This is a genomic window from Thalassiella azotivora (assembly GCF_054781695.1).
Genome location: NZ_BAAGTX010000013.1, coordinates 111,904 through 130,114, shown reverse-complemented (window position 1 = coordinate 130,114; position 18,211 = coordinate 111,904). Strand labels below are relative to the sequence as shown.

Sequence of the window (18,211 nt, the reverse complement as noted above, 5' to 3'; positions counted from 1 at the left end):
CGGTCCAGCTCGGCGTAGGTCATGCCGTCGGCGCCCTCGAGGGCGTGCTTCTCGATGATGTCGGCCTGGGAGTAGGCGGTCAGCGGGCCGTCGACCGGCTCACCGGCGAACCACTGCGCGTCCTCGGCGACCGTGATCTTCTCGTCGGCCAGGGACGTCTGCACCATGCCCCAGGTCGCGGCGCCACCGATCGCCAGGATGATCCCGCCGACCACCACCAGGATGGCCAGGAGCCGGACGACGCCGGTGCTGTCGGTGGTGGTCGTGGTGGCGGTGCGGTCCATCGTGGCGCTCATGGCGGGGCTCCATGTCCTTCGTGGTGGTGATCGGCGTCCTCGCCGTTCACTGAGATCTTCGGGTGGACCGGGGGTCCCACCCACGTGCCGGACGGCCCCACCTCGCGGGACGTTGGTCCTCACCGGCCGCGTCGACGTCCGTAGGGTGGCGCCATGCCGACGTCCCCCCTGGACCTGCTCGCCGCCGACTCGCTGCTGGACGACGACGAGCGCGCCGTCCGGGACACGGTGCGCCGGTTCGTGGACGACCGGGTCCGCCCGCACGTCGCCGGGTGGTTCGAGGACGCCCGCCTGCCGGTGCGCGACCTGGCCCGCGAGCTCGGCGGTCTGGGCGTTATGGGCATGCACCTGGACGGGTACGGCTGCGCGGGGACGTCGGCGACCGCCTACGGGCTGGCCTGCGCCGAGCTGGAGGCCGGTGACTCCGGGCTGCGGAGCCTGGTGTCGGTGCAGGGGTCGCTGGCGATGTTCGCGATCCACCGCTACGGCTCCGAGGAGCAGAAGCAGGAGTGGTTGCCGCGGATGGCCGCCGGTGAGGCGATCGGCTGCTTCGGGCTGACCGAACCGGACGCCGGCTCCGACCCCGGCGCCATGCGCACCCGCGCCCGCCGGGACGGAGGCGACTGGGTCCTGGACGGCACGAAGATGTGGATCACCAACGGCTCTGTCGCCGACGTGGCGGTGGTGTGGGCGCGCACGGACGACGGCGTCCGCGGCTTCGCCGTGCCGACCGGCTCGCCGGGGTTCTCCGCCCCGGAGATCCCGCGCAAGCTGTCCCTGCGGGCGTCGGTCACCTCGGAGCTGGTGCTGGACGGCGTCCGCCTCCCCGACGCGGCGAGGCTGCCCGAGGCGGTGGGGCTGTCGGCACCGTTGTCGTGCCTGTCCGAGGCGCGCTTCGGCATCGTCTTCGGCGCCCTGGGGGCTGCGCGGGACTGCCTCTCGACCACCCTGGCCTACTGCGCTGAGCGAACGGTGTTCGACAAGCCGCTGGCGGCCTACCAGCTGACGCAGGCGAAGCTCGCGGACATGGCGGTCGAGCTGGGGAAGGGGTGGTTGCTGGCGCTGCACCTCGGCCGGCTGAAGGACACCGCCGGCCTGACGCCGGAGCAGGTGAGCGTCGGCAAGCTCAACAGCGTCCGCGAGTCGATCGCCATCGCCCGCGAGTGCCGGGCCGTGCTGGGAGCCGCCGGGATCACGCTCGACCACCCGGTGATGCGGCACGCGGTCAACCTCGAGTCGGTCCTCACCTACGAGGGCACGTCCGAGGTGCACCAGCTCGTGGTCGGCAAGGCGCTGACGGGGCACGCCGCCTTCCGCTGACCCGTCCCGCCGGGACGTCCTGCCCTGTTGCCGGCCGGGTCGCCCGTCGACCCTGGGATCGTGAGGGACGTCGTCCGAAGGCACCCGGCCACGGCCTTCGTACTGCTGGCCCTGGCCTGGTCATGGGCGTGGTGGGTGCCGATGGCCGTGCGCGGCGACGTCGTCCGCCCCGGCGTGGGATGGCCGGCGGCGGCGCTCGTCGTCCCGGTCGTGCTCGGCCGCGGCGCCCCGCCCTGGTCGGCGTTCGGCCGCTACCCGGGGCTGCCGGACGACGGCGCGGCGGCCGTCGTCGTCCTGGCCCTGCTCGTCAGCGGCTTCGGCGAGGAGACGGGTTGGCGGGGGTTCCTCGCGGACCGTCTGGGACGTGGGCACGACCTGCTCGGGACCGCCGTGCGCGTCTGGTTCCCGTGGACGCTGTGGCACCTGCCGCTGTTCGCCGTGTCGCAGTCCTTCGGTGACCTCGGCCCCCTCGGGGTCGCCGGGTGGGCGGTCGGCCTGCTGGCGGGCTCCGTGGTGCTCACGTAGGTGCACGCGGGCGCGCGGCGCCCTGGTGGTCGCTGCCTGGCACACGGCGTACAACCTCACCGCGGCGACGGAGGCCACGCGCGGTGAGGTCGCCGCGCTGAGCACCGTGCTCGTCATGGTCCTGGCGGGCGTGCTGGTCCGCCGGGACGCGGGTGGTCGGCCGGCGGTCCCCGCGGGGCGACGGTGACGCCACCGCGCGGGGACCGGCCGGTCGCGCCTCACGGAGCGGGTTCGGTGACCATCACCTCGGAGGCCTGGACGTAGACGTCGCCCTCGTAGGTGCCGATGACCGCGTCGTCGACGTCCTGCCCCACGAACGCCTCGGCCTCGCCGATCTCGAGGCTCTGGCGCACCTGGCCGTTGATCTCGACGTCCGCGGCCTCCTCGACGTCCGCGCTGCCGTCGTGCAGGACCAGCAGGGACTGGTTGGGGTCCTCCGCCTCGGAGACGGTGAACATGTACTCGGTGACCGTCTCGTCGACCTGGCCGGCGATGACGACCTCCTGGCCCTCGAACTCCTCCGGGTTCTCCAGCACCTCGGCCGTCTCCACGGCGGCGTCGTCCGGGTTGTCGTCCACGTCCTCGGGCTCGGAGCCGGTCTCCTCGTCGGCGGACTCCTCCTGGGTGACGTCGGTGGTGGTGTCCTCGGGTTCGTCGTCCCCGCAGCCGGTGAGGACGAGAGCGGCCGCGAGACCGACGGCGCCGGGCAGCGCGGCGGTGCGGACGTGGCGGCGGCTGGGGCGGTTCATGGGCGTCTCCTCCTGCTTGGTGGGTCGTGGTGGACGTCTCCACCGTGACCACGGGTCCGGCGACGCCGCGAGCGGTGCCGAGCACGGGGCGCTCGATCCGTTGCGTCTTCGTGACCCGCGGTTCTCCGGGGCGTGACGCACCTCCCAGGGGGCTCCCAGCCGACGTCCAGTCCCCTGGCTGGGTCGGCGGTCGCTGGGCCTGGTCCACGAGCACCCGGCGTGGCAGGCTGCGCGGTCGCGAGGTCTCCCGGGCGCGAGGATCCGAGGACCTGACCGACGAGCAGACCGAGGACCTGAGGAGGACCGTGGACGCCGACGTCGTCGTGGTGGGAGCCGGGCTGGCCGGGTTGGTGGCGGCCGCGGAGGCGGCGGACCGCGGCCGGCGCGTGGTCGTGCTCGACCAGGAGCCGGAGCAGTCCCTCGGCGGGCAGGCGTTCTGGTCCCTGGGAGGACTGTTCCTCATCGACTCGCCCGAGCAGCGGCGGATGGGTATCCGGGACTCCGCCGAGCTGGCCTGGCAGGACTGGACGGGCAGCGCCCACTTCGACCGGGAGGAGGACCACTGGCCACGGCAGTGGGCCCGCGCGTACGTCGACTTCGCGTGCGGTGAGAAGCGCGCGTGGCTGCGCTCCATGGGGCACCGCGTGTTCCCCGTCGTCGGCTGGGCCGAACGGGGCGACGGCCGCGCCGACGGGCACGGCAACTCCGTCCCGCGCTTCCACATCACCTGGGGCACCGGTCCCGGCGTGCTGGAGCCCTTCGTCAGGCGCGTGCGTGCCCACCGCGAGTCCGGGCGGGTCGAGCTGCGGTTCCGCCACCGGGTGGACGGTCTGGTGGTCACCGACGGGGTCGTCACCGGGGTGCAGGGTGCGGTCCTCGAGCCGAGCGACGTCGAACGAGGCAAGGCCTCCTCGCGCACCGTCGTCGGGGACTTCGAGGTCCGCGCCCAGGCCGTCGTCGTGACGTCCGGCGGGGTCGGGGGCGACCACGACCTGGTGCGGCGGATGTGGCCCGAGCGGCTCGGGACGCCGCCGCGGACCATGGTGGCCGGCGTCCCCGCGCACGTCGACGGCCGGATGCTGCGGATCACCTCCGAGGCCGGGGCGCGCATCATCAACCCCGACCGGATGTGGCACTACGTCGAGGGCCTGCGCAACTGGGACCCGGTGTGGGACAACCACGGCATCCGGATCCTGCCCGGCCCGTCGTCGCTGTGGCTGGACGCGACCGGACGCCGGCTCCCGGCGCCGTACCTGCCGGGTTTCGACACCCTCGGCACCCTGAGGTACCTGCGCGGCACCGGGTACGACCACTCGTGGTTCGTGCTGACGCAGAAGGTCATCGAGAAGGAGTTCGCCCTGTCCGGGTCGGAGCAGAACCCCGACCTGACCGGCAAGGACGTGAAGCTGCTGCTCAGCCGCGTGCGCGGTGGGCGCGCGGCGGGGCCGGTGGAGGCGTTCAAGGAGCACGGCGAGGACTTCGTCGTCGCCGACGACCTGGACACCCTCGTCGCGGGGATGAACCGGCTCGGGGACGGCGCTGTCGTCGACCCCGCCGAGCTGCGGCGGGTGGTCGAGGCGCGGGACCGGGAGCTGGACAACCCGTTCAGCAAGGACGTGCAGGTGACGTTCCTGCGCCAGCACCGTCGGCACCGGGGTGACCGGCTGATCCGGACGGCCGCCCCGCACAAGTTCCTCGACCCGCGCAACGGCCCGCTGATCGCCGTCCGGCTGCACGTGCTGACCCGCAAGACCCTCGGCGGGCTGGAGACGGACCTGCAGGGGCGGTGCCTGACGTCGTCCGGCGAGCCGCTGCCCGGCCTGTACGCGGCCGGTGAGGTCAGCGGCTTCGGCGGCGGGGGGATGATGGGCTACAACGCCCTCGAGGGCACCTTCCTCGGCGGCTGCCTGTTCTCGGGGCGGGTCGCTGGACGCGCTGCGGCAGAGGCGGTCCGAGCGTGAACGCCGCCGCGCGCCGCTGGATCGCCGTCCTCCTCGGACTGGGCCTCGGCCTCGCGCTGACCTACGTGGCGGAACCCGACGGGTCCGGGGCGCTGCTCTGGCTCGGGGTGGTGATCGGCGGCCTCGTGGCCGTCGGCATCGGCCCGGACCCGAGCGCCTGCTCCCGGTGCCGTGCGGACCTCGTCGAGAATGCGGACAGCGCGTCGGTGGACTGAGCTCCGGCCCGATCAGTCCGGCACGGCCAGCGGACGCACCGTCCTCGGGTCCGGGAGCTGCGGCGGGCCGGTGGACGGCTGCACGGTGAGCGTCACGCGGTACTCGACGTCGAGGCCGCCTTCTTCCCAGGTCGTCAGGGAGAGGACCAGCGTCAGCAGCCGGGTCGCGTCCACCTCGACCTGGACGAGTCCGCCCGCACGATCGAGGACCACCGTGGTGGGTAGCAGGGACTCGGCCAGCGGCGTCCGGGTGCCCTCGTCGAGTCGCTGGACCGGTGGGCCGAAGGCCGCGAGGTAGGGACCGGCGGGGACGCTCGACCCGTACCTGAACTCGGAACCTCCGGGGTCGTGGTCCAGCAGCCAGGCCTGGCGGCTGCGTTGCTCCAGGGCCGCCGCCGTCGCGGACGGGACCACGCCGTCGGGCAGGGCGCTGAGCCCTGGGACGTCGATGGTGCCGGGTGCGCTGTCGCCGACGTCGAACCACTCGCCCGCCGTCTGCCCCCAGCTCTCGGGCGCCTCGACCAGGCGCCGGCCGCCCCACCACCCGAGTCGTACCTCGCGCGTGGTGTCCGGGGCGACGACGGTGACGTCGACGGTCCCCGACGGTGGCTCGGTCGTGTAGCGGTACACGGCGGTCACCGTGCTGGTCTCACGTCCGGTCCTCGACGCCCGCACCTCGGTGAGGTCGTGGCCCCGCTGCGCCAGCGACTCCAACGCCCGCCCGACGGCGCCTGCCGGGTCGTCGGGGGCGTACCCGGCAGGCAGCTCGCCGGACGCCCGTGTCGGCGTGGACCGGGGTTCGGCGACGGGCGCCGGCTCCTAGCACCCGGCGAGCCCCGCGGTCAGGGCGAGGGCTGCGAGAGTCCGTGCGAGGCGTCGGGTCACGGCCGCGCAGAGTACCCACTCGCACGCTGGCTGCGGCCAGCCTCCGCGGACCGGCGGCCGGGTCGACGCGTGCTCTCAGCGCGAGCCGTCGGCGCACCGTGCAAGCAGGGGCCACAGCGCCCACACGTCGTCCTCGTCGTCGCCGTACCCCCGGGCGCTGAGGACGACGCCGACGAGGTCGCGCGACGGGTCGGCCCACGCCGTGGTGCCCGTGCCGCCGTCCCACCCGAAGGAGCCGGGACGCCGACCGGGCACGTCGTCGCCCACCACGACGCCGTTGTGCAGCGCCCACGCGAGCCCCGCGTCGAGCGTCCCGCCGCCGTCCCCGGTCACCCCGGGGTCGGTGGACGGCTGGGCCAGCAACCGCGCGGTGCCGGGGGTCAGCACCTGTCCGCCGCCGTCCGCCACGGCGCGCAACAGCGTCAGGACGTCGTCCGCGGTGGCGACCAGTCCGGCGGCGAGGGACTCGAAGGCGGGGGGCCGTGCGAAGACACCGTCCGCCGGGTCCATGACGGTGAAGGCGCCGCCCTCCGGCTGGTAGGACGGGCCGAGCGCGGACGGGTCGGTGTGGAAGGCGACCGAACGCAGTCCCAGCGGCCGCAGGACCCGTTCGTCGAGCAGCTCGCCGACCGTGCACCCGGTGCTGCGGCTGAGCAGGACCCCGAGGACGTCGCTGCTCGTGTGGTAGAGCCACGCGGCCCCCGGTTGCGCGGCGAGGGGGAGCGCCCCGAGCCGCGCCAGGTACTCGTCGGGTGCCACGGCGGGAGCGAACGGCCCGGGGGAGAGGCCCTGCTCGTTCATCGCCTGCGACAGCGGGCAGTCGGCCCAGACCCCACCGAACCCGGGGGTGCACGCCAGCAGGTCACCCACGGTGGCGTCCCGGCGTGCGGGGCGAGCGTCGTCCAGCGGGCCGTGCCGGCACACCAGGACCGACGGGTCGGTGAGCTCGGGCAACCAGCGCGTGAGCGGTGCGGAACGGTCCAGGTCCCCGGAGTCGAGCAGCGAGCCGGCGAGGACGGCGGCGAACAGCTTCGTCACGGACGCCAGCCGCCAGGGGGTCTGGGGCCGCACGGGACGCCCGCCGTCCAGGTCGAGGCACCCGCCGACGGCGTGGTGCACCCGTCCCGCGTGCCGGACGGCCAGGGCGTACCCGGGCAGCGCGCCCCGACTGACCCTCTCCTCGAGGACGTCGACGACGGGCGAGAAGCGGGCCACGGGTCCTCCTGGGGCTGGGGTCCCCTGGTCGACTCCGCCCGGACCGGGAAGTCATCGCCGCCCCGTTGCCGGGCACGTCCCAGGTCAGCGGTCGTCGCGGACGACGACCCCCTGCGCCACGACGACGGTGGGAGTCTCGAGCGTCGCCGGGTCCGACAGTGGGTCGCCATCCACCACGACGACGTCCGCCCGGTACCCACGGGCCAACCGGCCGACGGACCGCGACCACCCCAGCAGGTCAGCGGCGTACGTCGTCGCGCCGCGCAGCGCCTCGAGCGTGGGCAGGCCGGCCTCGGTGAGGAGCCTGACCTCCTTGCCGACCGGGTCGAGTGCCGTGTCGAAGGTGTCCGTGCCCGCGACGACGGTGACGCCCCGGGCGTGCGCCTCGCGGATCGCTGCCTGCAGGACCGGTAGGTACTGCCGTCCCCGGTCCGCGAGGACCGGGTCGGGGGAGTCGGCCAGGCCCGCGATCGCCGCCGTGGTCGGGGTGAAGCGGGTGCGCCTGCGCGCCATCTCGTCGAGGGTCGCGTCACCGACGAAGACACCGTGCTCGATGCTGCGGACGCCGGCCCGGACTGCGCCGTCGATGCCCTCCTCGCTGTAGGCGTGGCAGAGCACGCCCGCCCGACCCGCCGCGTGAACGACGGCGGACAGCTGCTCGCGGTCGTAGACCAGCTCGGTGGGGTCCTGCTCGGGCAGACCGGCGCGGGGGTTGGCCCGCGTCTTGACCACCGTCGCCCCGCGGGCCAGGTTCACCCGGGTGAGGTAGGCGAGGTCACGTGGTGAGCGCACGCCGTCCGGGAGCCCCACGAGCGGTGCGAGCGCGGGGTCGGCGAGGGCGCTGTCACCGAGCACCGGGCTGACGAACAGGCCCGCCGGCGCCATCCGCGGTGCGCGTCCGGGCGCCCACCGCGCCAGCTCGGCCAGGGCGACGTCCTGGTAGAACGACGACGACCCGCTGCGCACGGTCGTCGCCCCCGCCCGCACCACGCCGTCCGCGGCGGCCAGGGTGTTGAGGTGCACGTGCACGTCGACCAGGCCCGGCAGGACCCAGCGACCGGTCACGTCCAGCGTCCGGGCCTCACCGCCGAGCCGGCGCAGGACGCCGCGGACGGCGTCGCGCGACCCGGCGGCGGCGACCTCGCCGCGGACCAGCACCACGACGGCGTCCTCGGTGACGTCACCCGTGTGCGGGTCCAGCAGCGCCCCGCCCGCCAGCACCAGGGGCTCGACGGCAGGCGGCCGGCCGGGGTACCGGGGAGTGCGCCCGGGACCGTGACCCGGCCCGTCAGCTGCTGCGAAGGGCGCGCCGGCGACACCCGAGGCCGTGGCCCCGGCCAGGACGGCGGCGCCCGTCAGGACGTTGCGCCTCGAGACCGGCGGTGGGGACGGGACGGCGTCGTGGTCGTGCAGGCACATGCTGCCTCCCTGCTCGCGGGTTCCCGCCAGTGCAGCCCCGGGGTGGCAGGTCGACAACCCCGGCCGGCGGGCAGTCACCGGGCAGTTGGGGGACGCGCGGCGGCCGTGCAGGTGGCCCCACTCGGCGGGCGCCCGGTCGGCGGCTCTGGGACGGTGGGGGGATGAAGGGCATCATCCTGCTGCTCCTGGTCGTCTGGCTCGTCCTGGCCCTGCTCGGCACGCTCATCGAGGGGTTGTTCTGGCTCCTCGTCATCGGTGCGGTGCTGTTCGTCGCCACCGCGGCCTGGGGGTGGTTCCAGAGCAGGTCCTCAGCCCGCGGGTGAGCCTCGCCGGTTCAGTGACGCGCATGCTCCCGACGCGAAACTCGATGCAACGCGCCTCTGGTTACCCTTCAGGCTCGTGCCCTGGCGATCTCCAGCGAGATGACTGACAACACCCCGCGCGCTGGGCGGAAAGCGGCCCGGGCGCACCGAGCGCGTCACAGCGCCAGGACTGGGTCCTCGCGTCATCTGCTCTACGACCTCCACCCGCGGCTGGCGACGGTCCTCGCGTCCATCGCCGCCGTCCTCGCGGCGATGGCCACCTACGACGCACACACCACGTACACCGCCGCCCTGCGGATGGCAGCCTCCGGGGTCGTCGTCGAGGCAACCGTCACCGACGTCACCGGCGGCCGGTGGCCACGGCTCGAGGTGCGCTTCCCAGGTCCTGACGGCGACACCGTGAAGACCTTCACCACCAGGTTCTTTGAGCCCGAGGACAACGTATTGCGCGCCGGAGACCGCGTCGCGGTCATCTACGACCCAGTTGACCCGACCTACATCGTGGCGGAGAGCTGGGGCGCCGACACGTGGGACGCGGTCCCGGCGGGTCTGGCAGCCTCAGCAGCGACCGCCGGGGCCGCCATCTTGGCCAGTGCAGGGCTATCCAACTATCTCCGCAGGCGCAAAGAGTCACGCGCGTCGCGGACATAGCCGCCCAGTGCGCGGTGTCACGTCAAGTGGTGATTGCCGCGAGGGGCACGGAGCACTGGGTTCTGGGACCCTGCTCCATGGACGGGCGCACACCGCCCGGGGCCACACCGATTCCGCGGCACGCGCAGCACGCGCGGCCGGTAGGCTCGGCGGTTGAGTGAGGGGCACGTCAGGTCGTGCTCGCCCTCGGTCCGTCCCGATCGAAGCCCCCCCACTCGCCGGCATGGCGCAACTGGTAGCGCACCCGACTTGTAATCGGAAGGTTGCGGGTTCAAGTCCCGCTGCCGGCTCCCCGCACCGGTTCGCCGCCGTCGTGCGTCCTCCTCCCGCGTCGGGCGACTACCCGAACGGGCAGCCGAGTCGCCACGTCCTTGTTCGCGCCGCCACCCGTGCCTACCGTTGAGAGCATCCTCCGGGAGGCCGCCATGCGCCAGGTGATGCACCGCGACGAAGGCCCGACGCCTGCGCCCGAGCAGGTCGTCGAGCGACCGTCACGGGTGAGCGCCAGCACCACGGTCACGACCCAGGTCCTGGACCTCCAGCGGCACGCGGGCAACCAGGCGGTGGGTCGCCTGCTCGCCGGCTCCCCGCAGGCGCAGGGCGAGCACGCGCCGTCCCCCATCGGCTTCCCGCACCGACCCACGATCGAGGCGGCGACGGGCACGACCATCCCGGGCACCGCGGCCCTGGACGCCGAGGCCTGCCGGTCCAAGGGGGTGCCGGCCTTCACCGACGGCCTCACGACGTTCTTCGCGTCGGCGACGCCCCCGCTGGAGGTGGCCGCCCACGAGTCGGCGCACCAGCTCCAGCACGCCGGCCTCACCCACGACCTCGGGTTGGGGGCGGAGGGCCACGCGCACGCCGTCGCCGTGAGCGTCCGCGCGGGGTCCCCGGCCTCGGGTCTGCTCGGGCGGTCCGGCGCGCGGGTCGCGCCGGCGTCCAGGAGCTACACGGTGATCCCGGAGGCCGACCAGGTCGCCTCGGGGCAGTGGCACGTCGGGGGCAGGGCGAAGGTCGGCGACCAGGGCCGGACCGTCACCACCGACGCCGACACCCACGCGCTGTACGCGGACCCGGCGCTGATCGTCGAGTCCAACGCGGTGCTCGCGGCCAAGAAGTCCGGGGTCCGACTCAGGCCGGGCGGTGCCGGACCCAGCGGGCTGGCACCCGACGGCAGCGGGTCCAAGTCCACGGTGAAGGCCACGTACAAGATCCTCTCGGACGAGGACAACGAGGAGTTCTACGCCGACTGCGGGTACTCCGCGCGCGAGGTGCAGGGGCCCTGGGGCACCGACACCGCCCCCAGGGGCCAGTTCACGGACGCCGCGGGCAACCGCCAGGAGACGGCCGCCAGCAAGAACCCCGCCCACTACCGCGACGAGATCTTCGTCCGGGGTGGGCTCGGGTCGACGGGGCCGGCCGCGCACGCCGCGTACAACGCCCTGAGTCCCGCCGACAAGGACGCCTTCGACAAGAAGCACGGCATCAACCGCTACGCGGCGCCGGGGGTGGGCGAGGCGTTCACCCGACGCCGCGACGACGAGCTCGGTGGGACGGGCTTCAACTTCCACTGGGGCGGCGTGGTGATGGTCGCCGGGGGCGACCGCATCACCTTCGAGAACTACACGAAGGGTGAGGGCTACACCGCGAAGGACGAGCACTGGTACTTCGCGACGTACGGCCCGCCGTCCAAGCCGGGGCAGACGTGGCACGACCAGTGGGAGAGCGTCGGCGGGCCGGGCAAGGGGACGACGATCGCCGCGGCGACGTCGCCCGACCCCACGCCGTTCATCGCGTCGTCCGCGGCCCTGACCACCGCGAAGGCCATCGAGCGCTACCGCGCCACGGCCCACCAGGCGGAGAAGATGGCCCTGGAGGCGGAGATCCGCACCCGCTGGGTCAAGGTGACGGTGGAGGTGGTGTCGGCCCAGGAGGGCACGGACGAGGTCTACGTGACGTGCGCGCACGCCGGGCGGACGGCGCGGACCGGCGAGATGGAGATGGGCTCCGGGGACGTGAACACCTTCTGGATCTCGCTGGACAAGCTGTTCCCCATCAACGGGAAGATCACGGTGAAGGTCTACGACAGCGACACGTTCTCCGACGACGACATCTCGCACCTGGGCTTCGACGCGCCGTACACGCCGGTGAGCGACAACCGGCCCTGGGACGACGCGGAGTACCACACGACCGTGGAGTTCGACCGGTGACCGCGACGTGCACGTCGATGGCCGAGTGCGCCGCGCACGACGGCGAGACGGTCGAGGTCGTCGGCACCTACCGGGTGTGGGACCCCCTGCCGTTCCGGGCGGCCAGCCAGCCGCCCGCCCAGCAGGTCGTGATCGAGCTCGACGGCGAGGAGGGGCCGTACCTCGGCGCCTGGGGGTACGACGACCACTTCCGTCCGCTGGACGAGATCGCGCGACTCGACGGCCGGCGGGTCAGGGTGGCCGGCACGTTCCTGAGCGCGATGCCGCCGCACCCGAGCGACCCGCCGGAGGCGGCGAGCATGGCCGGGCCGTGCATCCACCCGGTGGAGTCGGTCCTCGCCGTCGACTGACGTCGCCGAGTGACGTCGGGCGCTCAGGCGGGCGCGTGCCCGAGCGGCGTCATCCGGCCGACGAGCTCGGCCGCCCACGCAGCGGCGCGCTCGCGCTCGCCGGGTCGCAGCTGCCCCTCGTCGCCCTCGACGATGAACCCCTCCGGTTCGGCGACCGGCTCGTAGCCGTGGCGGTGCAGCCGGTGCGCGATGCCTCGCGCCGCACCACCGACCGGTCCGCCGGCCCCCCGGGTGTCGAACGCCGCACCGTGGTGCCCCTTGGTCGCCTTGGGCAGCTGGTGGAACCAGTCGCGCAGCCCCGGCCCCTCGAGGTCGGGCTCGAGGCCGTGGCCCTGGTGGTGCCCCTCGCCGTGGGCCGCCTTCTCCTCGATCGACACGGCGATCTTCCGGCTCACCGAGGACGGCATCCCTCGCATGTGCGTGGGGGCGCCGACGACGAGCAGGTCGGGTGAACCGAGCCGGTCCGCGGTCGCCTCACTCACCCTCAGGCACACGACCCGGGCGTCCGGGCGGGCCCTCCTCACCCCCTCCGCGACGGCGTCCGCGACGTCGTGCGTCATCCCGAACATGCTCTCGTACACCACGGCCACGTCCATGGTCGCCTCCCCGCGATCCCTCCCCTCCGATCCGACCCGTCCACTGTCCGCCGGCCGGCGCGAGCACGGCCAGGGGCGCAGGTCTGCGCCGGCTCGCCGCCCGACGTGCGAGAACCCGACCACGGAGCGGCGCCGGCACCGACGGGGTGCGGTGATGAAGATTCCGTGAAGCGTCGTCGTGCCGCTGGTGCTCCTGCGAGCACGGGGTATGGGGTCGCCTGATGACCTCCGACACGGCGGGCGCGAGCTCGTGAGCGCAGCGGTCGCGCTGCTCGCTGCCGCCGCCGCGCTGGTGGCCGGCGTCTACGGCGCCGGCGCCGCGCTGCGTGTCGCCAGAGGGCCTCAGGTCGTCCTGCCGTTCGAGTCCGGCACGCCTCCGACCCAGCACGCCGTCTCCCGGTTCCACGTCCGCTGGTACGCCGTCACCGTCGTCTTCCTCGCGTTCGACATGGAGATGGTCTTCATGTACCCGTGGGCCGTCGTGGTCGCCGACATGGGCGCGTCCGCCGTCGCGGAGATGTTCGGCTTCCTCGCCCTCCTCTTCGTCGGGGTGGTCTACGCCTGGCGGGAGGGGGCCCTGCGGTGGAGCTGAGGCGACGGTTGTCGCGGTGGGCGCTGGGCCGACCCTCCGTGCTGCTGGTCGACGCGCCGGGGTCGCGACTGCTGCGCTGGGCGGCCGAGGCCGCGCTTGACCACCGCGGCTGGAGGTTCGCGTCGTCGGCGGCCGACGCGGACGTCGTCCTCGTCCTCGGCCACCCGGGACCCGGCCTCTCGACCGCGGTGGGCCTGCTGTGGACCCAGGTCCCCGGGCCGCGGCTGCTGCTGCGGGTGCCGGACGTCGACGGGCTCGGGACGGCGCTGGACGCCGCCGTCCCCGGGTTGTCGGCCTGGGACGCCGGCGCGGACGCCGAGCAGGACCAGGACCCGTGGCGCGCGGCGCCCGACCGGGGCGACGACCCCGGCGGGATGGACCACGGGGGGATGGACCACGGGGGGATGGACCACGGGGGGATGGACCACGGGGGGATGGACCACGGGGGGATGGACCACGGGGGGATGGACCACGGCGGGATGGACCACGGCGGGATGGACCACGGCGGGATGGACGTCGCGGGGCTGGCGATGGCGGGCACGGCACCCGACCGCGACGGCCTCGAGCTGGACGAGCTCGTGGTCGCCCTCGGCCCGTGGCTCCCGGCCTGGCCGACGGGCCTCGTGGTCGAGGGGCACTGGCAGGGGGACGTCCTGACCCGGCCGCACGCCACCTGGGTCGACCACGACCCCGAGGGCACCTCGACCAGCGACGCGAGCGCGGACGACGTCCCCGTCGAGGCGGTCGCGCTGGACGTGCTGCAGCGGACGGCGACCGTGGCCGGCTGGCCGAGCGCTGCCCGCAGCGCCCGGCGGGCACGAGACGCCGTGGTGGCCGGCGAACCCGGTGCCCCCGCTCTCGCGGAGCGGGTCACGGCCCGGGTCGGCGGGTCCCGGCTGCTCGCCTGGTCGGCCCGGGGTGCCGGCGTCGCCCCTGACGGCACGGACGCCGCCGACCGCGTGCGGCGCTGGAGCGCCGTCGTCCGCGACGGGGGGCAGCCGCCGTCAACGGACCTGGCGTCGCTCGGCCGCCTCCTCGAGGGGTGCGAGCTGGCGGCGGCCCGGCTCGTGGTGGCGGGATTCGACCTGCGTCCGGGAACAGCCCGGGACGCCTCGCACCGCGCGGGCTCCCACCACCGCGTGGACGGGGGGCTGCACGGTGGATGACGTGCGCGGCGGCGCGGTCCTGGGGACCTCCCCCGAGGCATGGGGTCTGGCCCCCGCGGTCGCCCTCGTGCTGGCGGCCGCCGTGGCGCTCGGCGCGACGACCGTCGTGGCGGACTCGCTGGCGCGCGGGAGCGGCGCGACGGCGCCGGCGCGCGAGGCCGCGCGGCTGCTGCTCACCCAGCCGCGCCGCACCCTGCGTCCCGACGTGCTGCTGCTGCGCGTCGGTGTGGTCGCCGTGCCGGTCCTCGCGCTCCTGGCGGTCGCGGTCGTCCCCGTCGGTGGCCGCACGCTGGTCTCCACCAGCGCGGACCTGGTGTGGTTCAACGCCGCCGAGGCGCTGCTGTGGGCGGCGGTGTGGCTCGTCGGCTGGGGGCCCAACGCCTTCCACTCGCTCGTCGGCGCCTACCGGTTCCTGGCGCAGGGCCTGGCGTACGAGCTGCCGCTGATGTTCACCATCATCACCGCGGGTGTCGCGGCCGGCTCGCTGCGGACCACCGACGTGGTGGCGGCGCAGGGCGAGGGGTGGTTCGTCGTCACCATGCCGGTCGCGTTCGTCGTCTTCATGGTGTGCAGCGCCGCGTTCGCGTTCTGGGGACCGTTCGCCGCTCCCGGCGCCGTCGACGCGGCCGGCGGCGTCCTGTCCGACCTGTCGGGCGCCGACCGGCTCCTCGTGCACCTGGGCCGGTACGTCTTCCTCGGGGCGGCGGCCGCGATGGGGGCCGCCCTGTTCCTCGGCGGTGGGGACGGGCCGTGGTGGCCCGGACCGGTGTGGCACGTGCTGAAGACGCTCGCGGTGCTGGCGGCTCTGGTCCTGCTCGGGCACCGGGTCCCGCTGGTGCGCCCGGACCGGTTCGTGGAGGTGGCGTGGATGGTGCTCGTGCCCGCGACCATCCTGCAGGCGCTCGTGGTCTCCGTCCTCGCCCTGTCGGGGGTGTACTGATGGAGCCGTCGACCCTGCTGCTCGGTGCGCTCGGGCTGCTCGCCGTGGTGCTCGGGGCGCTGGTGTTCGTCGTCGACTCCATGGCCAGGGCCACGTTCGCCCTGCTGGGGTCGTTCCTCGCCGTGGCGGGGATGCTCCTCGTGCTGGACCTGCCCTACCTGGCGCTGGTCACGGCGCTGATGATGACCATCGAGATGGCGATCATGGTCGTCTTCATGATCATGTTCATGATGAACCCGGCCGGGCTGATGCCGATGACCATGGTGCACAACACCTGGGGCTCGGCCGCGGTCGGCGGCGGGACGTTCGCCGTCCTCACGTGGGGGATCTGGACCGTCGACTGGCCGCCGCCGCGCACCGACGTCCCCGCGGACAGCACCATGCAGCTCGGCGAGGCCCTGATGGGGTCCCACATGCTCGTGATGATCGTGGTGGGCGTCGCCCTGCTGGCCACCATGGTCGCCGGCACGATGCTGACGACCTCCCGCGGCCGGTACGACCGCCTCGGTCCCGACCTGGACCGCCGCCGGCCGGACGACCCCGTCCCCGGGGGGCTGCCGCGATGACCCTCCAGGTGGTGCTCACCGTCGCGGCCGCCCTCGTCGGCGTCGGGCTCTTCGGTGCGCTGTCCCAGCAGTCCGTCGTGATGGTGATGATGGGGCTGGAGCTCGTGGTCAACGGCGTCATGCTGGCCGGCGGCGCCTGCTGGTACTTCCTCAGCCCCCAGGTGCCGGACGCCCAGGTGCTCGTCGTCGTCGCCCTCGTCCTGATGGCGGTGGAGATGGCCATGGGCTTCGCGGCGGTCGTCGCCATCTACCGGGTGCGCCAGGTCGACGTCGTCGACTCCGCGACGGAGCTGAGCGGGTGACCGCCGCCCTCGCCCTCCTGGTGCTGCTGCCCGCCCTGGGTGGCGCCCTGCTGCTGCTCGCGGGACACCGCGCCGACCGGGTGGCCGGTGGTGTCGCCGTCGGCGTGGCCGCGGTGTGCGTCCCCCTCGCGGTCGCGGTCGCGGTGGGGCGCCCGGCGCTCACCGCCCGGTACCTCGCGCTGGTGGACGGCGGACACCTCGGGCTCGCCGTCGACGGCCTGTCCGCGGTGATGGTGACGACGGTGTCCGCCGTGGGCCTCGCGGTGCTGGTGTTCGCGCTCGCCGACATGGCCGAGGACGCCGCCCGCGCCCGGTTCTCCGGCTTCATGCTGCTGTTCCTGGGGGCCATGCTCGTCACCGTCACCGCGACCACGCTGCCGACGCTCCTGCTGTCCTGGGAGGTGATGGGGGCCACCTCCTACGCACTCATCGCGCTGCGCTGGCGAGAGGCCGCGACGGTGCCCGCAGCGACCACGGCCTTCCTCACCACGCGCGCCGGCGACCTGGGCCTGTACGTCGCGGCGGGCGCCGCGCTCGCCGGCGCCGGCACCCTGTCGCTCGACGGCGTGGAACGCGCGACCGGGGGGTGGCTGCACGTCGCCGCGGCCGGGGTGCTCGTCACCGCCCTGGGCAAGTCCGCGCAGCTGCCGTTCTCGGCGTGGCTGTCCGCCGCGATGCACGGTCCCAGTGCGGTCAGCGCCCTGCTCCACTCGGCCACGATGGTCGCCGCGGGCGGCTACCTGCTGCTGCGGCTCGAACCCCTCCTGCGCGAGGCCGGGTGGGCGGCGCCCGTCACCGCCTGGGCCGGGGCGCTCACGGCCCTCGTCCTCGGCGCGGTCGCCCTCGCCCAGAGCGACCTCAAGCAGCTGCTGGCGGCCAGCACCGCCGCGCAGATCGGGTTCGTCGTCCTCGCCGCGGGGGTGGGCGGCACGGCGGGCGGCACCGCGCACCTCGTCGCGCACGCCGCCGTCAAGGCCGCGTTGTTCGTCGTCGCCGGCGCCTGGCTCGGCGCGTTCGGCACCAAGCGCCTCGCGGCGCTGCGTGGCGCCGCCCGGCGCACGCCGGGGACGGGTGCCGCGTTCGTCGTCGCCGCGCTGAGCCTCGGCGGGCTGCCGCCGCTCGCGCTGTGGGCCACCAAGGACGAGGTGCTGGCGTCCGTGGACGACGTCGGGCTGCGGCTCGTCGCGCTGGCGGCGGCGGCGCTGTCGGCGGCCTACGCGGCCAAGCTCCTGGCGGTGGCCACCGCCCCCGCGTCCCACGCCGAGCCGCTCGACGACGAGCGCCGGGGGACGCGGCGCGTGCCGCGGACGAGCACGGCGGTGGCCGCGGTGCTGGCCGGTGCGGCGGTGGCGCTCGCCGCGGTCGCGCTGCCGCCGGTCGCCGCCTGGACGAAGAGGCTGCTCGGCGTCCCCGCGGAGGCCTCGCCGGCACCGGCCGAGCTGGTCCTGTCGGGGGTCCTGGCGCTCGCCGTGACGGCCACCGTGCTGGCCCGGCCCGGGGCGCTGGCGCGGCTCGAGGGGACGGTCCTGCACGGCTGGCTGGGCCTGCCCGGCCTGCTGTCCGGCAGCCCGGCGCCGGTGCTCGCGCGGTGGGCGAGGTGGTGCGACGAGGCGGTCGTCGACCGCGTCGTGACCGCCGTCCCCGCCTCCGTCCGGGCTGGGGCCGCGGTCCTGTCGCGGGTCGGCGAGCGCGGTCTCGACGGTGTCGTCACCGGAGCGGCGCGCGGCGCCGAGGCGCTCGCGCGCGCGGTGACCAGCGTCGACGTGGGACGCGTCGACGGCGCGGTCCGGTCGCTCGCGCGCGGCCTCGGCGCCGCGGGTTCCGCTGCCCGGCGCCCGCAGACCGGCCTGCTGCACCAGTACTACGCCATGTCGGTCGCGGGCCTCGGCCTGCTGCTCCTGCTGCTCCTGGTCGGAAGGTGAGGTCCCCG

Annotated in this window: 20 protein-coding genes, 1 tRNA gene and 1 pseudogene; 16 read left to right on the top strand and 6 right to left on the bottom strand. The window is 74.6% G+C overall.

Features of this window, described 5'->3' with window-relative positions; genetic code table 11:
* Window positions 1-296, bottom strand: a pseudogene (locus ACYVQV_RS10940) (aromatic ring-opening dioxygenase LigA); the annotation flags it as partial.
* Window positions 297-449: 153 nt separating this feature from the next.
* Between ACYVQV_RS10940 and ACYVQV_RS10935 the strand changes: the two are divergent.
* The 3 genes from ACYVQV_RS10935 to ACYVQV_RS10925 are packed head-to-tail and all read left to right on the top strand — an operon-like array spanning window position 450 to window position 2,328.
* On the top strand, window positions 450-1,616 hold the full coding sequence (locus ACYVQV_RS10935; RefSeq protein ID WP_461023309.1) for an acyl-CoA dehydrogenase family protein: 1,167 nt from the start codon (window positions 450-452) through the stop codon (window positions 1,614-1,616).
* A 60-nt stretch (window positions 1,617-1,676) separates the two neighbouring features.
* Window positions 1,677-2,141, top strand: a complete 465-nt coding sequence (locus ACYVQV_RS10930) for a CPBP family glutamic-type intramembrane protease (RefSeq protein ID WP_461023308.1) — start codon at window positions 1,677-1,679, stop codon at window positions 2,139-2,141.
* 25 nt (window positions 2,142-2,166) lie between these two features.
* Window positions 2,167-2,328 (top strand): hypothetical protein, encoded by a 162-nt coding sequence (locus tag ACYVQV_RS10925; RefSeq protein ID WP_461023307.1) that lies wholly within the window; start codon window positions 2,167-2,169, stop codon window positions 2,326-2,328.
* A 31-nt stretch (window positions 2,329-2,359) separates the two neighbouring features.
* Here the strand turns inward: ACYVQV_RS10925 and ACYVQV_RS10920 are convergent, their stop codons facing one another.
* Entirely contained in the window at window positions 2,360-2,890 is a 531-nt protein-coding gene (locus ACYVQV_RS10920; protein ID WP_461023306.1) for a hypothetical protein, read from the bottom strand.
* A gap of 269 nt (window positions 2,891-3,159) precedes the next feature.
* Here ACYVQV_RS10920 and ACYVQV_RS10915 point away from each other — a divergent pair, with 269 nt between their 5' ends.
* Together ACYVQV_RS10915 and ACYVQV_RS10910 are read left to right on the top strand one after the other, a co-directional pair.
* The gene (locus ACYVQV_RS10915; protein ID WP_461023322.1) at window positions 3,160-4,851 is read left to right on the top strand and encodes an FAD-binding dehydrogenase; all 1,692 of its coding nucleotides are present in this window, start codon (window positions 3,160-3,162) and stop codon (window positions 4,849-4,851) included.
* Complete coding sequence (locus tag ACYVQV_RS10910) at window positions 4,848-5,066, top strand: hypothetical protein (RefSeq protein ID WP_461023305.1); 219 nt, start codon at window positions 4,848-4,850, stop codon at window positions 5,064-5,066. The genes ACYVQV_RS10915 and ACYVQV_RS10910 overlap by 4 nt, the downstream gene beginning before the upstream one ends.
* Before the next feature lie 12 nt (window positions 5,067-5,078).
* Here the strand turns inward: ACYVQV_RS10910 and ACYVQV_RS10905 are convergent, their stop codons facing one another.
* The 3 genes from ACYVQV_RS10905 to ACYVQV_RS10895 form a co-directional block, all read right to left on the bottom strand.
* The gene (locus ACYVQV_RS10905) at window positions 5,079-5,696 is read right to left on the bottom strand and encodes a hypothetical protein (protein WP_461023304.1); all 618 of its coding nucleotides are present in this window, start codon (window positions 5,694-5,696) and stop codon (window positions 5,079-5,081) included.
* A gap of 330 nt (window positions 5,697-6,026) precedes the next feature.
* Window positions 6,027-7,166: a serine hydrolase domain-containing protein gene (locus ACYVQV_RS10900; protein WP_461023303.1), complete on the bottom strand. Its 1,140-nt coding sequence runs from the start codon at window positions 7,164-7,166 to the stop codon at window positions 6,027-6,029.
* An 84-nt stretch (window positions 7,167-7,250) separates the two neighbouring features.
* Window positions 7,251-8,585, bottom strand: coding sequence for an amidohydrolase family protein (locus ACYVQV_RS10895; protein WP_461023302.1), 1,335 nt, complete (start codon window positions 8,583-8,585; stop codon window positions 7,251-7,253).
* A gap of 161 nt (window positions 8,586-8,746) precedes the next feature.
* On the opposite strand from ACYVQV_RS10895, the gene ACYVQV_RS10890 reads away from it, so the two are divergent.
* The 5 genes from ACYVQV_RS10890 to ACYVQV_RS10870 all read left to right on the top strand — a co-directional run bounded on the left by ACYVQV_RS10890 (window position 8,747) and on the right by ACYVQV_RS10870 (window position 12,119).
* Window positions 8,747-8,908 carry a hypothetical protein gene (locus tag ACYVQV_RS10890; RefSeq protein WP_461023301.1) on the top strand — a complete coding sequence of 54 codons (162 nt, stop codon included), beginning with the start codon at window positions 8,747-8,749 and terminating at the stop codon, window positions 8,906-8,908.
* A gap of 252 nt (window positions 8,909-9,160) precedes the next feature.
* Window positions 9,161-9,559 (top strand): hypothetical protein, encoded by a 399-nt coding sequence (locus ACYVQV_RS10885; RefSeq protein WP_461023300.1) that lies wholly within the window; start codon window positions 9,161-9,163, stop codon window positions 9,557-9,559.
* A 217-nt stretch (window positions 9,560-9,776) separates the two neighbouring features.
* Window positions 9,777-9,849 (top strand) — tRNA-Thr (locus ACYVQV_RS10880).
* Between the two features lie 207 nt (window positions 9,850-10,056).
* On the top strand, window positions 10,057-11,769 hold the full coding sequence (locus ACYVQV_RS10875) for a hypothetical protein (RefSeq protein WP_461023299.1): 1,713 nt from the start codon (window positions 10,057-10,059) through the stop codon (window positions 11,767-11,769).
* Window positions 11,766-12,119, top strand: a complete 354-nt coding sequence (locus tag ACYVQV_RS10870; RefSeq protein WP_461023298.1) for a hypothetical protein — start codon at window positions 11,766-11,768, stop codon at window positions 12,117-12,119. The genes ACYVQV_RS10875 and ACYVQV_RS10870 overlap by 4 nt, the downstream gene beginning before the upstream one ends.
* A gap of 23 nt (window positions 12,120-12,142) precedes the next feature.
* Here ACYVQV_RS10870 and ACYVQV_RS10865 read toward each other — a convergent pair whose 3' ends face one another.
* Window positions 12,143-12,715: a flavodoxin family protein gene (locus ACYVQV_RS10865; RefSeq protein WP_461023297.1), complete on the bottom strand. Its 573-nt coding sequence runs from the start codon at window positions 12,713-12,715 to the stop codon at window positions 12,143-12,145.
* A 250-nt stretch (window positions 12,716-12,965) separates the two neighbouring features.
* On the opposite strand from ACYVQV_RS10865, the gene ACYVQV_RS10860 reads away from it, so the two are divergent.
* The 6 genes from ACYVQV_RS10860 to ACYVQV_RS10835 are packed head-to-tail and all read left to right on the top strand — an operon-like array spanning window position 12,966 to window position 18,203.
* A complete protein-coding gene (locus tag ACYVQV_RS10860) occupies window positions 12,966-13,307 on the top strand; it encodes an NADH-quinone oxidoreductase subunit A (protein ID WP_461023296.1) in 342 nt (113 codons plus the stop codon).
* Window positions 13,298-14,473 (top strand): hypothetical protein, encoded by a 1,176-nt coding sequence (locus ACYVQV_RS10855; protein ID WP_461023295.1) that lies wholly within the window; start codon window positions 13,298-13,300, stop codon window positions 14,471-14,473. The genes ACYVQV_RS10860 and ACYVQV_RS10855 overlap by 10 nt, the downstream gene beginning before the upstream one ends.
* A gap of 1 nt (window position 14,474) precedes the next feature.
* Entirely contained in the window at window positions 14,475-15,413 is a 939-nt protein-coding gene (locus ACYVQV_RS10850; protein ID WP_461023294.1) for an NADH-quinone oxidoreductase subunit H, read from the top strand.
* Complete coding sequence (locus ACYVQV_RS10845; RefSeq protein WP_461023293.1) at window positions 15,413-15,979, top strand: NADH-quinone oxidoreductase subunit J; 567 nt, start codon at window positions 15,413-15,415, stop codon at window positions 15,977-15,979. Before ACYVQV_RS10850 ends, ACYVQV_RS10845 begins: the two co-directional genes overlap by 1 nt.
* Complete coding sequence (locus ACYVQV_RS10840; RefSeq protein ID WP_461023292.1) at window positions 15,976-16,281, top strand: NADH-quinone oxidoreductase subunit NuoK; 306 nt, start codon at window positions 15,976-15,978, stop codon at window positions 16,279-16,281. Before ACYVQV_RS10845 ends, ACYVQV_RS10840 begins: the two co-directional genes overlap by 4 nt.
* A complete protein-coding gene (locus tag ACYVQV_RS10835) occupies window positions 16,278-18,203 on the top strand; it encodes a proton-conducting transporter transmembrane domain-containing protein (protein ID WP_461023291.1) in 1,926 nt (641 codons plus the stop codon). Before ACYVQV_RS10840 ends, ACYVQV_RS10835 begins: the two co-directional genes overlap by 4 nt.
* Window positions 18,204-18,211 lie beyond the last annotated feature (8 nt).

Bases quoted from the DNA above. Each gene is read 5' to 3' on its own strand.
- ACYVQV_RS10840 (WP_461023292.1), top strand. From the start codon at position 15,976: ATGACCCTCCAGGTGGTGCTCACCGTCGCGGCCGCCCTCGTCGGCGTC.
- ACYVQV_RS10895 (WP_461023302.1), bottom strand. From the start codon at position 8,585: ATGTGCCTGCACGACCACGACGCCGTCCCGTCCCCACCGCCGGTCTCG.
- ACYVQV_RS10920 (WP_461023306.1), bottom strand. From the start codon at position 2,890: ATGAACCGCCCCAGCCGCCGCCACGTCCGCACCGCCGCGCTGCCCGGC.
- ACYVQV_RS10865 (WP_461023297.1), bottom strand. From the start codon at position 12,715: ATGGACGTGGCCGTGGTGTACGAGAGCATGTTCGGGATGACGCACGAC.
- ACYVQV_RS10935 (WP_461023309.1), top strand. From the start codon at position 450: ATGCCGACGTCCCCCCTGGACCTGCTCGCCGCCGACTCGCTGCTGGAC.
- ACYVQV_RS10890 (WP_461023301.1), top strand. From the start codon at position 8,747: ATGAAGGGCATCATCCTGCTGCTCCTGGTCGTCTGGCTCGTCCTGGCC.
- ACYVQV_RS10885 (WP_461023300.1), top strand. From the start codon at position 9,161: ATGGCCACCTACGACGCACACACCACGTACACCGCCGCCCTGCGGATG.
- ACYVQV_RS10845 (WP_461023293.1), top strand. From the start codon at position 15,413: ATGGAGCCGTCGACCCTGCTGCTCGGTGCGCTCGGGCTGCTCGCCGTG.